The 16130-nt window shown below is 34.6% G+C and carries 12 protein-coding genes; 10 read left to right on the top strand and 2 right to left on the bottom strand.

Going from position 1 to position 16130, the window contains the following annotated elements; genetic code table 11:
- Positions 1-103: 103 nt before the first annotated feature.
- Both mnmG and CQ022_RS13685 read left to right on the top strand, forming a co-directional pair.
- Positions 104-1966 (top strand): tRNA uridine-5-carboxymethylaminomethyl(34) synthesis enzyme MnmG, encoded by a 1863-nt coding sequence (gene mnmG / locus CQ022_RS13690; protein WP_105682923.1) that lies wholly within the window; start codon positions 104-106, stop codon positions 1964-1966.
- A 118-nt stretch (positions 1967-2084) separates the two neighbouring features.
- Positions 2085-2906: a class I SAM-dependent methyltransferase gene (locus CQ022_RS13685; RefSeq protein WP_105682922.1), complete on the top strand. Its 822-nt coding sequence runs from the start codon at positions 2085-2087 to the stop codon at positions 2904-2906.
- Positions 2907-4338: 1432 nt separating this feature from the next.
- Here the strand turns inward: CQ022_RS13685 and CQ022_RS13680 are convergent.
- Entirely contained in the window at positions 4339-5529 is a 1191-nt protein-coding gene (locus tag CQ022_RS13680) for a phosphoglycerate kinase (RefSeq protein ID WP_105682921.1), read from the bottom strand.
- Positions 5530-6171: 642 nt separating this feature from the next.
- On the opposite strand from CQ022_RS13680, the gene rpiB reads away from it, so the two are divergent.
- The 8 genes from rpiB to tsaB all read left to right on the top strand — a co-directional run bounded on the left by rpiB (position 6172) and on the right by tsaB (position 13507).
- Positions 6172-6606, top strand: a complete 435-nt coding sequence (rpiB, locus tag CQ022_RS13675) for a ribose 5-phosphate isomerase B (RefSeq protein WP_105682920.1) — start codon at positions 6172-6174, stop codon at positions 6604-6606.
- A 338-nt stretch (positions 6607-6944) separates the two neighbouring features.
- Positions 6945-9113: a ribonuclease R gene (rnr, locus tag CQ022_RS13670; protein WP_105682919.1), complete on the top strand. Its 2169-nt coding sequence runs from the start codon at positions 6945-6947 to the stop codon at positions 9111-9113.
- Entirely contained in the window at positions 9097-9609 is a 513-nt protein-coding gene (locus CQ022_RS13665; protein ID WP_105682918.1) for a hypothetical protein, read from the top strand. The genes rnr and CQ022_RS13665 overlap by 17 nt, the downstream gene beginning before the upstream one ends.
- Positions 9610-9887: 278 nt before the next feature.
- The gene (locus CQ022_RS13660; protein WP_105682917.1) at positions 9888-10574 is read left to right on the top strand and encodes a LysE family translocator; all 687 of its coding nucleotides are present in this window, start codon (positions 9888-9890) and stop codon (positions 10572-10574) included.
- Positions 10571-11500, top strand: coding sequence for an LD-carboxypeptidase (locus CQ022_RS13655; RefSeq protein WP_105682916.1), 930 nt, complete (start codon positions 10571-10573; stop codon positions 11498-11500). The genes CQ022_RS13660 and CQ022_RS13655 overlap by 4 nt, the downstream gene beginning before the upstream one ends.
- A 41-nt stretch (positions 11501-11541) precedes the next feature.
- Entirely contained in the window at positions 11542-11913 is a 372-nt protein-coding gene (locus CQ022_RS13650; RefSeq protein WP_105682915.1) for a YraN family protein, read from the top strand.
- Positions 11914-11995: 82 nt separating this feature from the next.
- Complete coding sequence (locus CQ022_RS13645; protein ID WP_105682914.1) at positions 11996-12745, top strand: SDR family NAD(P)-dependent oxidoreductase; 750 nt, start codon at positions 11996-11998, stop codon at positions 12743-12745.
- An 81-nt stretch (positions 12746-12826) separates the two neighbouring features.
- Entirely contained in the window at positions 12827-13507 is a 681-nt protein-coding gene (gene tsaB / locus CQ022_RS13640; protein ID WP_105682913.1) for a tRNA (adenosine(37)-N6)-threonylcarbamoyltransferase complex dimerization subunit type 1 TsaB, read from the top strand.
- Between the two features lie 17 nt (positions 13508-13524).
- On the opposite strand, the gene CQ022_RS13635 is transcribed toward tsaB, so the two are convergent.
- On the bottom strand, positions 13525-16095 hold the full coding sequence (locus tag CQ022_RS13635) for a tetratricopeptide repeat protein (RefSeq protein WP_105682912.1): 2571 nt from the start codon (positions 16093-16095) through the stop codon (positions 13525-13527).
- Positions 16096-16130: the final 35 nt, after the last annotated feature.

The raw sequence follows: 16130 nt of genomic DNA, 5'->3' as shown, positions 1-16130 counted from the left end.
TAGCAACAATATACATTTACCTAGAGTGCATTCTCCAAAAATGTTTCACGTGAAACATTGATTATAAAGATAAGGTTTAAAGCTTAAAACAAGCGAGATAAAAATGATTTCAGAAATATATGATGTAATAGTAGTAGGTGCCGGACACGCAGGTTGTGAAGCAGCAGCAGCAGCAGCCAACCTCGGTTCAAAAACACTACTTGTTACAATGAATATGCAGACCATCGGACAGATGAGTTGCAACCCGGCAATGGGCGGAATCGCAAAAGGACAGATCGTAAGAGAGATTGATGCAATGGGAGGATATTCCGGAATTGTAGCAGACAAATCTGCTATTCAATTCAAGATGCTGAATCTTTCAAAAGGTCCTGCGATGTGGTCTCCGAGAACCCAAAATGACAGAATGCTTTTTGCCGAAGAATGGCGCTTAGCATTAGAGAATACTCCCAATCTTGATTTCTTTCAGGATATGGTAAAACAACTGATTGTTGAAAATAATAAAGTAGCAGGAGTTGTTACTTCTTTAGGAATTGAGATCAGAGCAAAATCTGTAGTCCTTACTAACGGAACTTTTCTTAACGGATTAATTCACGTTGGAGATAAACAATTAGGAGGAGGAAGAATGGGTGAACCAAGAGCATTTGGAATTACAGAACAATTGGTCACTTTAGGTTTTGAAGCAGGAAGAATGAAAACCGGTACTCCACCAAGAGTAGACGGAAGAAGTTTGGATTATTCAAAAATGGAAGAACAGAAAGGAGATGAAAATCCTCAAAAATTCAGCTACCTTGATACTCCGAAATTAACAAAACAATTAAGCTGCCATATCGTCTATACTAACGAAACAGTACACGATATTTTGAGAGAAGGTTTTGATAGAAGCCCAATGTTCAATGGTACCATTCAAAGTTTAGGTCCAAGATACTGCCCAAGTATTGAAGATAAAATCAATCGTTTTGCAGAAAGAAACAGACACCAGCTTTTCGTAGAACCGGAAGGATGGAAAACGGTAGAAATCTATGTAAACGGATTCAGCTCTTCTCTTCCGGAGGATGTACAGATCAAAGCAATGAAACATATTCCAGGATTTGAAAATGTAAAAGTTTTCCGTCCAGGTTATGCTATTGAATATGACTACTTCCCTCCTACCCAGTTGAAGCATACGCTGGAAACAAAATTAATTGACAATTTATATTTTGCAGGACAGATCAATGGAACAACAGGATATGAAGAAGCAGCAGGACAAGGGTTAATTGCCGGTATCAACGCACACAATAAAGTTCATGATAAAGGTGATTTTATTCTTAACAGAGACGAAGCTTATATCGGAGTATTAATTGATGATTTGATCACAAAAGGAACTGAGGAACCCTACAGAATGTTTACTTCACGCGCGGAATACAGACTCCTTTTAAGACAGGATAATGCAGATATCAGATTGACTGAAAAAGCATACCAATTAGGATTAGCAAAAGAAGACAGATTAAGACGTGTAGAAACTAAAATATCTGAAAGTCAAGCACTTGAAGAGTTTCTTCGCGAAACTTCTTTAAAACCTGGCGTTATCAACCCTATTCTTGAATCTATTGAGAGTAATCCGGTTGATCAGGCTTACAGAGCAGCACAGTTTCTTACCAGGCCTAATATAACTTTAGAAAAGCTGGATGAAATTGATTCTATTAAAGAAGTTTCTTCTCAATACAATGATGAAGTAAGGGAACAAGCAGAGATCAATATTAAGTACAAAGGATATATTGAGAAAGAAAAAGAGAACGTTGCAAAGTTAAACCGTTTGGAAAATATCAAAATACCTGAAGATTTTGATTATACAAAACTTTCCAGCCTTTCTGCAGAAGCAAAACAGAAGATGTCTAACGTACGTCCGAAGACCATTGCACAAGCAGGAAGAATAAGCGGTGTCTCACCAGCCGATATAAACGTTTTACTAGTCTATTTAGGACGTTAAAAAAGAAATGTTTCACGTGAAACATTAAAAAATATAAAACAAAAATTAAGGTATTTATGAGGTTCTACCAGCCTCTGAATATCTTAATTTTTTTATCATATAAAAGATATTTACTTCAATGAAAATAAAAGATCATTTTCTTTCACAGGAAATATTTGAAATTAAAGAAACAGATACAAAAGGAGTTTTCAAAACCACTCCTATCCCATCCAATATTTCCAGATATTATGAAAGTGAAGATTACATTTCTCATCATCAGGATTCCGGAAGTTTGAAAGAAAAATTGTATAAATTCCTTCAGTCTTTTAATCTTCAGTACAAAAAAAATATACTGATTGACAGAATAAAAAAAGGATCAAAAGTTCTTGATTATGGATGCGGTGCCGGAGAGTTTGTAAAATACATAGAGAATGATTTTGAAGTTTTTGGTTTTGAACCAGATTCTGATGCAAGAAAAGCAGCACTCAGTAAAATAACAAAAACTACAATTTTAGACGACATTCATAAAATTGAAGATAAAAGCTTAGATGCTATTACACTCTGGCATGTATTTGAACATATCGAAAACCAGGATGAAATGCTTTCTATTTTTCACAGCAAATTAAAAGAAAAAGGAATTCTTGTTATCGCAGTTCCCAATCCTACTTCTTATGATGCTATCCATTATAAAGAATATTGGGCAGCCTATGATGTCCCAAGACATATTTATCATTTTTCAAAAAACGGGATGGAAAATCTGATTTCCAAAAATCCAGACTGGAAAATGAGAAAGATCAAACCTTTGGTACTAGATTCCTACTACATCTCCATGTTGAGCGAAAAATACAAAAAATCACCTCTATTTTGGGCAAAAGCTGTGGTCTACGGAACGATTTCGAACGTAAAAGCATTATTTTCGAACGAATTTTCAAGTTTGATATACATTATCGAAAAAAGATAGAAAATCGATTTTAGAGCCATTTATGGCGGTCGATTTTCAGCATTTTCACTCTTTAAAATAAAAAACTCAGGATTTATTTCTCCTGAGTTTTCTTTTTATTATAAATTTTGCAGTTTATATTCTTTTAACTATTATCCAAAAAAATTAAATTTAAAATCCTCTTTCTTAATTATTTGAAATACTCCCCTACTCCATTTCATAAATGAAGAGAAAAAACAATCAATTCTTATTCTCTTTTTTAATTATAGCTTTCCTTGAAATTATTGACCAATTTTTTCAAATATACTCTCCAAAATGGTAATTAAGCAAAAAATGAGCTTTTGAAAAGTAAATTCACACACAGGGACTATAAATGCCTCTTTAAAATAAAAATAGATATAAGTGCTCGGAAAAATATAGTTTCTGGATTTTAGAAGCAATTATAGAGGTCAATTTTTAAGGATTTATTTGAAAAAAAGAAAATTCTAAATTCTCATATAATATTTTTTGGGTATGTTCGAACGCAAAATAAGTTCAGTTCAAAAAATAAAATCAAAAGAAAAATTAAAACCAGGAATTTACAACTCCCCTGCTCCATTCCATCTATACTTGTAAAAAATATAAATTATAAATTTCTTTAATCAGCGTATAGTTCAAAAAAAAATATACTACTAAAAATTCAACTCATAAAAATTTTAAAATTTGATTTCTGTTTTGATTTCAGCGTTCATTTTACATCATTAAATAAATAATTTCTAATCTTCAGCAATAATATCAGATAAAAACAACTATGAAATTCATATAATAATAGTTTAATTACTATAAATCAATTGAATACAATACTATCACTAATATGTGAAATAAATAATCTATGAATTTACTCATAAAATTACTCTAAAACCTATAATGGTTAACAAAATTTGAAAATCAAAAAGCCAATATTTATACAAAAATTAAATTTCAAAAAAATTTGAAGATTCCAAAGTCGAACCATTCAGATTAAATTTAAAAATATTATAGGTTATTCCATCGGTTTTAAGACTACTACATAAAGTGCTCTCTTACGTCTCAGAAATATTCTTAATTATCATTTCATTTATTCAATTAATTTCTTCCAAAACAAATGGGTGAATAATGAAAAAAAACATGCAATCAGCTCCAGGAAAAATTAAAATCTCATGGCAAAATTATAATCATTTAACACAAAAATAACGGGATAAAAAGGAGAAATAAATCTGTAAAATTGATCAATTCAAAAGTAATATTCTGAGTATAGAATATTTGAAAAAGCTAAGTATCTGGAAAAGAATTCAACTTAATCTAATATAACTATAAGTTATATCTAAATACTTGTGAAAACTACGATCAATAAAGGATTTTTATAAAGTTCCATAAAGAAAAAAAGCCTGCTAATATAATTAGCAGGCTTCGAAATATTGTAATTTTATTTCTATTAATTGTTGATTGCAGCTACCCCTGGTAACTCAAGTCCTTCAAGACTTTCAAGCATTGCTCCACCTCCTGTAGAAACATAACTTACCTGATCCGCATATCCGAATTGCTTCACAAAAGCGACACTGTCTCCTCCTCCTACTAGAGAGAAAGCTCCAAGTCTTGTTGCTTCAGCAATACTTTCACCTAAAGCTACTGTTCCACCAGCAAAATGAGACATTTCAAAAACTCCGATCGGTCCATTCCAAAGAATAGTTCTTGAATTTAATAAAACATCATTGAACTGATCTCTTGACTTATGACCCGCGTCAAGTCCCATCCATCCTTCAGGGATTGCATAAATATCAGCTTCTTTTCTCTCCACATCATTACTAAAACTTTCAGCGATGATGGCATCAGAAGGAAGATATACTTTTACTTTATGTTCTTTTGCTTTACCTAAAATCTCAAGTGCTAAAGGAAGCTTGTCTTCTTCTACAAGAGAATTCCCAATTTTTCCTCCAAGAGCCTTAATAAATGTAAATGCCATACCTCCTCCAATGATCAGATTATCGATTGCAGGAAGAATATTTTCTATAATGGTAATTTTAGTTGAAACTTTAGAACCTCCCAGAATTGCCGTAATAGGTCTTTCTCCACTCTTTAATACTTTATCGATTGCCTGAAGCTCCTTAGTCATTAGTAAACCGAAATACTTAGTTGATGGAAAATACTGAGCAATTACCGCGGTGGAAGCATGAGCTCTGTGTGCTGTACCAAACGCATCATTTACATAAGCATCTCCCAGCTTAGAAAGTTTCTCTGCAAAGGCAGCATCTCCTTTTTCTTCCTCATTATGAAAACGTACATTCTCCAATAGCAAGATCTCCCCTGGCTTCAGTTCTGCAGCAGCCTGTTCTGCCTTCTCTCCTATACACTCATCTACAAATTTCACTTCTTGTCCTAAAACAGAAGAAACTTCGCCCACAATATGTTTAAGAGAAAACTCATCTTTCACTTCCCCCTTAGGTCTTCCCAGGTGAGTAATTAAGATGACAGAACCACCATCATTAAGGATCTTCTCCACTGTTGGTTTCACAGCAACAATTCTTGTATTGTCTGTCACCTTCAGCTGATCGTCCTGTGGAACATTGAAGTCCACTCTTACCAGAGCTTTCTTATCTTTAAAATTGAAATCATTGATTGTTTTCATAAGTAGATTTATTTTTTTCTAAGTTCTATGAAACCCTTTGGCCAGATTCCGGTTTACTTTTCCGTAAATCCCGCAAAGACAATTTCCTAAATCTCATTGAATTTTCGTTTCACAAATGTAAGGTTTTAAACTTTTTCAACACTTTGATTAAAATAAAAGTTTTCAAAAACTTTCCCCGAACCCAATCACCCATTAATCAACAATTTTATCTCTTTTAAAAAAAAGAATAATGTAGTTGTTGTTGAGTGTTGTTAGTTTCGGGGATAAGTTTTAGCGTAATAATTGATAACATTCAACTTGTATTGAATTCATATTTAACTCACAATATAAATCCTTGTAAACCCGCTATTTCACATACTTATTAACAAATGTTGATAACTTTGATATGAAACGATTATTAGTTATTTTATTATGGAAAAACCTGGGGATAGCTGAAGAAAACATCTGGAAAGTTGTGGTAAAAATTTGCGGAAAGAATTTCTATTACGAAATAAATTGGTCTTTAAAAATAGAAAGTTGAAAAAAGTTTTCCACAGTTATTCACATACCTTTTCACAATTAACTCAGGGTTTACTAACACGAATTGTTATTATTCTTACCTTTGTAAGGAAATAGAATCTAATAAAGCTTAATAAGAGTATTATGAAAAGAAAAATTGCTATCGCAGCGGACCATGCAGGCTATGAATATAAGGAGATTGTTAAGAACTACCTTTCAGAACGTTTTGAAGTTCAGGATTTTGGAACGTTTTCCACAAACAGTGTGGATTATCCGGACTTTGTACACCCTGCTGCAACCTCTGTGGAAAACGGAGAAAATGAGCTGGGAATTTTGATCTGTGGAAGCGGAAACGGGGTTCAGATCACTGCGAACAAACATCAGAAAATAAGATGTGCATTATGCTGGATGCCGGAGATTGCAACACTGGCAAGACTCCATAATGATGCCAACATGATTTCTATGCCGGCAAGATTTATATCAAAAGAACTGGCGATTGAAATTGTAGATAAATTTCTCTCAACAGACTTTGAAGGTGGAAGACACCAGAACAGAGTTGACAAAATTGCAGTTTGCTAAATATAATAAGGCTTGTAAATCACATTACAAGCCTTATTTATTTTTTATTCGTACATTTGCAGTGTCCAATAGAAATTACACTCTATTATTCTCCAAAGCCTTTCTTATATTTGAAATATATTTAATAGAAGGTTTTTCTCTTTTCTTCTCCAGAATTGTATTAAATTTATACAAAACTAAAGCTCCCGTTGTAAGCGAAATTAAAAATGATTTCTGATAATTTGCGGAAAGAATCTAATGATGAAATTGAATGACCTTATACGAAGGAATGAATAAGGAAGATTTAGAAAAAGGTTTTATGTAAGATAAAACCAAAACAATGTAAAAAGAAAATTAACATGCCAAAAAAAAGAAAATATATAAGTCATAAAAATGATTTAAAATTGATGGAGATCGGAAGACTGATCCTCCGATTTATGAATGCAAATTCATCCAAAATTTATAATTACAAGCAAATCGCTGACGGAATAGATTATAAAAATCCAAGACAAAGAGAACTTGTCATCCAGGCTCTGCATAAACTTCAGGGATCTGAAAAGATCAAAGAAGTGGAAAAAGGAAAATATATTGTGAACCTGAAAATTGCAGGAACGCTTACTGGAATTATTGACTTCAACCAAAGTGGAAATGCTTATGTAAGTGTAGAAGGATTGGAAGATGATGTCTTCGTTCATGCCAAAAATGTGAAGGATGCCTTGCAGGGAGATAAGGTTCTTATTATAACTTATCATTATAAAGGAAAGAAACTTGAAGGCTCTGTTCTTGAAGTTTTAGAACGTAACAGAACAGAATTTGTAGGAACATTTCAGAAGGTATTGCATAAAGATTTTGGGTTTGTGGTTTGTGATAAAAAATCAATCAACACGGATATCTTTATTCCAAAGGGAAAATTCAGCACTGCTGAAGATGGTGATAAGGTCATTGTAAAAATGACAGAATGGAGACCAGGGGATAAAAATCCGGAAGGGGAAATCATTCAGGTTTTGGGTGCTCCGGGAGAACATGAAACGGAGATCCACTCTATTCTTGCAGAATATGGTCTGCCTTATGAATTTCCATCGGAAGTAGAAGCTGATGCAGATAAAATCGACAGAAGTATTACTGATGAAGAAGCTGCAAAACGATGGGATATGCGTAATATCTGTACATTTACGATTGACCCTAAAGATGCGAAGGACTTTGATGATGCTTTATCCATAAGAAAACTGGAAAATGGAAATTGGGAAATCGGAGTTCATATTGCAGATGTCTCTCATTATGTAGTTCCGGGAACAATTCTGGATGATGAAGCGTATCAGAGAGCAACCTCAGTATATCTTGTTGACAGGGTTGTCCCGATGCTTCCGGAAGTATTGAGTAATGATGTTTGTTCCCTTCGTCCACATGAGGATAAATATACTTTTTCAGCTGTTTTTGAACTGAATGACAATGCAGAAATTCAGAAACAGTGGTTTGGAAGAACAGTTATCCACTCAGACAGAAGGTTTACCTATGAAGAAGCTCAGGAAAGAATTGAATCCGGACAGGGAGATCTGGCTGAAGAGATCAATACGCTTGACAAACTGGCCAAAATTTTGCGTCATGAACGTATCAGAAAAGGTGCCATTACATTTGACAGAAGTGAAGTAAGATTTAATCTTGATGAAAATAATGAGCCCATTGGTGTTTACTTTAAAATCAGTAAAGATTCCAATCACCTGATCGAAGAATTCATGCTTTTAGCCAATAAAAAAGTGTCAGAATATGTTTCTTTGTCAAGAAAAGGGGAAATCACTAACAATACATTTATTTACAGAGTTCACGATGATCCGGATCCGGCAAAACTGGAATCTTTGAGGGATTTTGTTGCTACTTTCGGATATAAAATGGATCTGGCCAATACCAAAAAGGTGGCTGCATCTTTGAATAAGCTTCTTCACGATGTAAAAGGAAAAGGCGAAGAGAATATGATTGAAACGCTTGCAATGCGAAGCATGAGTAAAGCAGTATACTCTACAGAGCCTATTGGCCACTATGGTTTAGGTTTTGAGTATTATTCCCACTTCACCTCTCCTATCCGTCGTTATCCGGATTTACTTGCACACCGTCTTCTTCAGCATTATCTGGACGGAGGAAAATCTCCAAACAGAGGTGATCTTGAAGAAAAAGCAAAACACTGTAGTGCAATGGAAAGACTGGCTGCAGATGCGGAAAGAGATTCTATCAAATTCATGCAGGTGAAATTCATGGAAAAACATTTGGGAGAAACTTTCAAAGGAGTTATTTCCGGAGTGGCAGAATTCGGTTTCTGGGTTGAAATTCCTGAAAACGGTGCTGAAGGTTTGATCAAACTAAGAGATCTTGTAGATGATTCATACATGTATGATGCAAAAACACATGCTGTATATGGAATAAGACACGGGAAAAAATATCAGTTGGGTGATGAAGTTCAGATCAAGGTGGTAAAAGCTAACCTGATTCAGAAACAACTTGACTTTAAGATTGTAGACAATGACCAAGATAGATAAATCTATTGTCTTTAGTATCTTAAATGTAATATTATTGATAACAGTCCTTTTTAATACTGTTATCAATTTTTATCTTTTTGTACTGGTTATTGTCGTTCTTGTTATATTATGTAATATTTTAATTAAAAGAAATATTATCGATATCAATAAACAAGGGAGAAAATATTTTTTTGGAGTCACTTTTCCACAGATAATTAATGGATTCTTTTTGATCAATTATGTTACAGGAATGAATCCTACCAAAGAAACATACTGTTTCAGATCTATGGTTTCAGAGGTTGGAAGTGTGCGCAGCCATCAGAAAGGAAAGACAACTTACGTTTATTTGAGTGGAAACGCCTATGAATATTCATATATGACAAGAAGTTTTTGGATTGATTATAAAAGAATGCTGTTTAAAAATCAGGTTATTTATACCTTTGAACGAGGCATTTTTGGTCTTAAAATCAGAAAAGATTTCGAATTCGTTTTTAATGAAAATTGTCAGGATAAATAAAAATAAGACTACTCAACATAATCAGTAAAAACATAACAAGAAAGAGGTTGTTCCTATGAGGAATGATCTCTTTCTTGTTTATAATCAATGAAAAACAAGTTTAGTGAGCTGTTCCTACTGCGAATACTTCCCTATTCCTTCTTATTTCCTTTAAAATTTTACATTAAACTCTGATTAAAATCAAGTGGATATATCACAACTTTATTGAATAATTAAATCATAAAGTCTAACTTTGTATAAAACGAAATGAATTTTTTTTCATTTTAAAACACCACTTAATGCTAGAACTTGTACTATCTGCCATCATATTAGGATTTATGCTGAGCCTGGTTTTCATAGGACCTATATTTTTCCTGTTAATTGAAACCAGCTTTTCCAGAGGCCCCAGACATGCCTTATCACTGGATCTTGGCGTTATTACGGCAGATTTATTATGCATTGTAGCGGCGTACTATGCCAGTACAGATATTGTCACTTTAATTGATAAACATCCGGGATTTTATAGGATCACTTCTATTCTTATTTTTATCTACGGGATTGTGATGCTGGTCACCAAAACCAAAATGCATATGCCTGGTGAGGAAAGGATCATTGGCCAGAATTATATTAAAACATTTTTCAATGGCTTTTTCTTTAATCTTCTCAATGTTGGGGTCATCCTTTTCTGGCTGGTAACGGTAATTTCCGTAAGGAATCAATATCCGGACACCAGCAGTTTTATTTTATACATAGGCATAGTACTGGCCACATACCTTTCAATAGATCTTGCCAAGATATTTCTTGCCAAGCAATTTCACGATAAATTAACACAAAAACTAGCCAACCAAATCAGAAGAGTTGTTGGCTGTATTCTTATTGTATTCAGTTTCTTTATCTTCCTGCAAAGTTTCAAGAAGTTCAATCAGTTTGAAAGACAGCTGGAAGAAGCAGAGAAGAAAGAAGTAAAATATCAAAAAACAAAATGAAAAAAATGATCTTTCCTAAGTCTCTTAAAAAAGGAGACAAAATAGCTGTTATTTCCCCTGCAGGATCGGTAGATGCCTCTCAACTGGAAAAGGGAATAGAAATGATTAAAAGTAGAGGTTTTGAACCCATTCTCGGGGAGCATCTTTACACCAAATTTTCAAACGGATACAATTATGCCGGAACAGAAAAGGAAAGAATAAAAGATATCAACTGGGCTTTAAATGATATAGAAGTTAAAGCTGTATGGGCTTCCAGAGGAGGTTATGGCTGCCAGCATCTGATTCAGCATCTGAAACTGAAAAATTTCACAGAAAACCCGAAATGGTACATCGGATATTCCGATAACACAGTTATACAAAGTTATCTGTTGAAAAAAGGTTTTGCCTCCATTCACGGACAAACGATTAAAACTTCGAGTTTTGGAGTTACGGAAGAAAGCTATGACCTGATTTTTGATATCTTAAAAGGGAAAAAGCCAAAATATAGCCTTGAATCTCATCAATTCAATAAAGAAGGGAATATTGAAGGAGAATTGGTTGGAGGGAATTTAGCCCTTGTTTATGCCCTTTTAGGCACCAAATATTCCTTTGATTTTAAAGATAAAGTATTGTTTATTGAAGATATCGGAGAAAACTTTTATGCGCTTGACCGTATGATTATGACTCTGGAGCTGGCTGGAGTATTCAATAAAATCAAAGGACTCATCGTTGGCGGTATGACCAATATGGGAGATGAAAAGGAGAATAAAAGCTATGAGGAAAGCTTTGATGAATTTGCTTACAAGCTAATTTCTGAGAGAATATCAAAATATAAATTTCCTGTAGTGTTTGCCTTCCCGAATGGGCATATTAAAGACAACCGACCGCTTTTAATCGGTGGAAATGTTAAAATGAAGGTTGGCACTAAGGTCAAAGTAGAGTTTTAAATATCACCACTCTCCTATCTCCAAACTCTTAAACATAAAATATGGCTCATCATAACGATTTTGGAAAAATAGCAGAGGATCTTGCTGCTGATTATCTTCAGAAAAAGGGGTACAAAATCCTGGTCAGAAACTTCCGTTTTCAGAAAGCGGAGATTGATATTATTGCTGAAAAAGATAATGAGATTATTATTATCGAAGTGAAGGCAAGATCTACAGATATCTTTATGCTGCCCCATGAAGCTGTAACCAAAACGAAGATAAAATCTATTGTCTCGGCTGCCAATCATTATCTGGAAGAATTTAATAAAAATAATGAGGTAAGATTTGATATTATCTCTGTTCTCCCCGATGAAAACAAAAATTTAGTTATTGATCATATCACAGATGCTTTTCAGGCATTTGATGCAAATTAGTAAATCAAAATAACAATGTATGAAGGTCATACGATCTTGCTATTGGTAAAGAATTCCATTCATACATTTAATAAACAATTTTATGAAGACAATATTCATCACCGGAGCTACTTCCGGTATAGGAAAAGCCACTGCAGAACTTTTTGCAAAACAAGGGAACCGAATTATTATCTGTGGAAGAAGAAGTGAGGTGCTGGAATCTGTAAAAACAGAGCTTTCACAATATACCGAAATATTTAGTTTAATGTTTGATGTAAGAAATCTTGAAGAAGTTGAAACCGCAATTAATTCCCTTCCTGAAAACTGGAAAGATATTGATGTTCTGATTAATAATGCAGGGAATGCTCATGGATTAGATCCTTTGTCCGCTGGTAAAACAGATGACTGGGATTCTATGATTGATGGCAATGTAAAGGGATTGCTCTATGTTTCTAAAATGATTATTCCAATCATGAAAACTAAAAATTTAGGTCATATTGTAAATATCAGTTCTGTAGCAGCGAGACAGACTTATGCGAATGGAGTAGTGTACTGTGCAACGAAGAAAGCAGTGGACGTTATTTCTGAGGGGATGAGATTAGAACTTACTGAATTTGGGATCAAAGTAACGAACATCCAGCCGGGTGCTGTAGAAACTGATTTCTCTCTGATAAGATTCAAAGGAGATAGTGAAAAAGCTTCAACTGTATATGCGGGCTATGATGCTCTGAAAGCTGAAGATATTGCTGATGCAATTGCCTATTGTGTGAACGCTCCGAAGCATGTTACGGTTTCAGATATGACCATCTATCCAAGTGCTCAGGCAGAACCGAGAACGATTTATAGAAAATAGTCCAAAATAATGGAGTAAATTTGCGGAATATTAAAAGCGATTTTGCTCTTGCAATGTTGCAGCTTAGCTTAAAATAAAAAAATGAAAATTCTATATCTGGAAACATCGTCCAAAAACTGTTCAGTAGCTGTATCAGACCATGAGAAGCTCTTATGTCTTTGCGAAGAGGTTTCTGAAAACTATAAACAGTCTGAAAGTCTTCATACCTATGTCGAGTGGGCATTGGAAGGAGCGGGGATTTCACTTAAAGATATTGAAGCTGTCTCTTTAGGTAAAGGTCCAGGATCTTATACCGGTTTAAGAATTGGTGCTGCTTCTGCAAAAGGATTTTGCTATGGGCTCAAGGTTCCTCTGGTAGCTGTAAATTCTCTTGAAAGCATGATAGAGCCATTTTTAGGCGATAACTACGATTTGGTTGTGCCTTTGGTCGATGCAAGGAGAATGGAGGTTTATACGGCCGTTTATGATGGTAATACAGGGGAAGAATTATCTGAGACCGAAGCTAAGATTTTAGATGAAACTTCTTTTGAAGAATTAAAAGATAAAAAAGTATTGTTTGTAGGGGATGGTGCTAAAAAAGCAAAAGAAATACTGAATCTTCCGAATGCTGTTTTTAAAGAAGATGTTTATCCTTCCGCACAATATCTCATCAGGAAAACACTGGGAAAGATCGATAACAAAGAATTTGAAGATATGGCTTATTTCGAGCCTTTTTATCTCAAAGACTTTCATGGAGTAAAGAAAAAGAAAAGCGAAGAATAAATCTTCGCTTTTTTATTTTATTGAGGTCTTGGTGGCACCTTTGATCCCGATTTTGTTTCCGTGGATTTTTTAGGATTTTGCTGCTGGCCTGGGGTTAATTGCTGTGGGGCTGTATTCAGGTTCTGAGCATTATCCAGTTTCTGTACTTTTCCGTTGTTCATTTGTGGAATACCGGTATTTTGGGTACTTGGTTGTACAGGAGCTCCTGAAGGTTGCTGAGGAATTGAATTTCCTTTATTATCCGTTGCCTGGAAGCTCAAATCACTTTTCAGATAATTCAGCATTTCTTTAGCTCTTATTCCTTCAGATGTTTTAGAATAATTCAGGGCAATCTGCTCAAGCTGCAGAATCATTACTTCCTTTCCACTGGATTTTCCTGCGTTGAATGCATTTAAAAGGTAAAGCTTAGGAACCAGGGCATCTTTCGGAAACTTCTGGAGCGTTTGATCAATTACATCTTTACTTTCCGCAAATTTTTCTGATTCAAACAGTGCATATGCCTTTTTATATTCGTTTTCAACTTCTTCTGTTGATTTTATAAATGATTTATTCTTAGGATTCCTCGCAAACTCAGCATAAGAAGTATAGGGATAATCTGCTAATAGAATTTGTTTTGCTCTTTCAGAAGCCTGTGGATTTTTTTCATAATTCATGGCAAAAATTTCATACAAGGCCTGTAACATTACCTTTTCTTCCGGTTTTACATCTACAAGATCATAAAGCGTTTTCGTAGCTAGGGGAGTGTTGGTAAAATAGTTTTGATACATAATCCCCAGACCTAATGAAGCCGTATCTCTGTCCTTTTTTAACTGAGATAATTTACCCTGATCCGAAGGAATCTGTTCAATATAATATGCAGGCTCAAAACGTCTTGGATTAGGCGCTAAAGTAACTCCCAATGCTTCATTCTTCATATCTTCAATAGAGGCCATTTTCTTGGAAGAACGCCAGTTGTCAGCAAGAGCACGGTCTCCCCAGATTTGCTTAAATGAAGATGTTCCTTTGCTTACAGTCCCTGAATTACTGAAGTAAAAACCTTTTGTAGTTATTCCAAAATCCTCAAAAGAATTGGAACTATTGGCAAAAATAGAATTGGCACTGTAATCTCCGGTATCAAATCCTTTTCTTCTTTCCGCACGTCTTCTTTCCTGTTCCTCCTTTTCTTCTTTAACCTTTAATTTTGCAATATATTTTGTGAAATAATCTGTTTTCTGAGCATCACTCATCTTTGCCAGAGAAAGAATACTGTCATTCTTTTTGATCAGATAGTAGTTTCTGGAAATCTTTTTAATATATGCAGACTGATCTTTTAAAAGGATTTTAGATGGTTCATAAGTCATTACAGCCAGTGCAGAATCATAATAGCTTCCGGCTCCGATATAATCATTCTTATCAAGGTAGCTTTTTCCTATTTCATAATAAGCCAAACCACGGATCTGAGGGTCAGAAACCTTTTCAAAAAGAGATTTTCTGAAGAATTGCTGAGCTTCGTCTTTTTTTCCTGCTTTATTGGCCATTAAACCCAAAGCATAGTAAAATTCATTCTTTCTGGAGCCATACATTCCTTTTTTACTGATTCCTTCCAGATAATTTTTGGCACCGGCATAGTCGCCTTTGCCGTTAAAAGTTTTGGCAATAGCAATCTGGGATTTTACTTCAAATTCAAAATCACTAGCGTATTTATAAGCCGCTGTATAGCTTTCTCTTGCTTTATCATTTTGGTTAAGATTTTCCAGAACCTGACCTCTCAGATAAGCAATTCTGCTTTTCAGCTTTCTGTTGCTATTCAGTTCAAAAGCATCATCAAGTTCCTTGGCCGACTCTTCTTTTTTACCGGCCTCAAGAAGAGATTCAGAATAGTAAATGCTCAGCAGTTTTGCATAGCTCTTACTGATATCTTCTCCTTTCAGTTTGGCAAAAGTTTCATGTGCCCTGTGATAATCTTTGATTTTATCATAAGCCAGACCCTGATAAATTCTTGCCAATGCAATCCTTTTATCATCTTTCATATGAGTGAAAACATAATTGAGAGCATCCAGAGCTTCCAGAGATTTACCTCGATAAATTCTTGCCTGAGCGAGGATCATATAGGCATCGAAAATCTGCTTATTTTTCTCTTCACCATTTCTGGTTACAGAATATTTATTGATTGCTTTTAAAGCTTTAGCTTCCGCAATTTCCAGCGTTGTAGCTCCTTTACTCTGTTCTCCGTCAGGTCTTGAAGGTCCGTTTCCTGAAGGTCCTCCAGGGATATTCGGAACTCCAGAATTACTTCTTCCCGAAGGTCTGTTGGCTACTTCAGCCATCTTCATGGAATTTTCTGCAAAAGCTTCCGTTTGCCCAAGATCACTTCCCAAAGGCTGTTCTTCATAAGTCAGAATGGGAATGTAAGGAGCATAGAAATTGTCTTTATGTCCTTTGTCTCTGGTCGTAAATTCACTGTTTAACGCATCTTTTGCATTAAACAGAGTGTTGTAATATGTGGAAAACCCTTTTAATACTCTTGAACGCTGCTCTGGCTTTTTTGTTTTGGTAGCACAGGAAGCAACAAGGCATATCACTAAAAGGAATAATATATTCTTTTTCATTATTCAATATAACTCGCTAATCTACTTTTTATTAT

It is taken from the genome of Chryseobacterium culicis (assembly GCF_002979755.1).
GTDB lineage: Bacteria > Bacteroidota > Bacteroidia > Flavobacteriales > Weeksellaceae > Chryseobacterium > Chryseobacterium culicis_A.
The sequence above is the reverse complement of the archived record's forward strand: the minus strand, read 5'-3'. Positions and strand labels throughout refer to the sequence as shown.

Excerpts from the sequence above, each read along its gene's own strand:
- rnr (WP_105682919.1), top strand. The coding sequence starts at position 6,945 with ATGCCAAAAAAAAGAAAATATATAAGTCATAAAAATGATTTAAAATTG.
- CQ022_RS13680 (WP_105682921.1), bottom strand. The coding sequence starts at position 5,529 with ATGAAAACAATCAATGATTTCAATTTTAAAGATAAGAAAGCTCTGGTA.
- CQ022_RS13635 (WP_105682912.1), bottom strand. The coding sequence starts at position 16,095 with ATGAAAAAGAATATATTATTCCTTTTAGTGATATGCCTTGTTGCTTCC.
- CQ022_RS13645 (WP_105682914.1), top strand. The coding sequence starts at position 11,996 with ATGAAGACAATATTCATCACCGGAGCTACTTCCGGTATAGGAAAAGCC.
- tsaB (WP_105682913.1), top strand. The coding sequence starts at position 12,827 with ATGAAAATTCTATATCTGGAAACATCGTCCAAAAACTGTTCAGTAGCT.
- mnmG (WP_105682923.1), top strand. The coding sequence starts at position 104 with ATGATTTCAGAAATATATGATGTAATAGTAGTAGGTGCCGGACACGCA.
- CQ022_RS13655 (WP_105682916.1), top strand. The coding sequence starts at position 10,571 with ATGAAAAAAATGATCTTTCCTAAGTCTCTTAAAAAAGGAGACAAAATA.
- CQ022_RS13660 (WP_105682917.1), top strand. The coding sequence starts at position 9,888 with ATGCTAGAACTTGTACTATCTGCCATCATATTAGGATTTATGCTGAGC.
- rpiB (WP_105682920.1), top strand. The coding sequence starts at position 6,172 with ATGAAAAGAAAAATTGCTATCGCAGCGGACCATGCAGGCTATGAATAT.
- CQ022_RS13665 (WP_105682918.1), top strand. The coding sequence starts at position 9,097 with ATGACCAAGATAGATAAATCTATTGTCTTTAGTATCTTAAATGTAATA.
- CQ022_RS13650 (WP_105682915.1), top strand. The coding sequence starts at position 11,542 with ATGGCTCATCATAACGATTTTGGAAAAATAGCAGAGGATCTTGCTGCT.
- CQ022_RS13685 (WP_105682922.1), top strand. The coding sequence starts at position 2,085 with ATGAAAATAAAAGATCATTTTCTTTCACAGGAAATATTTGAAATTAAA.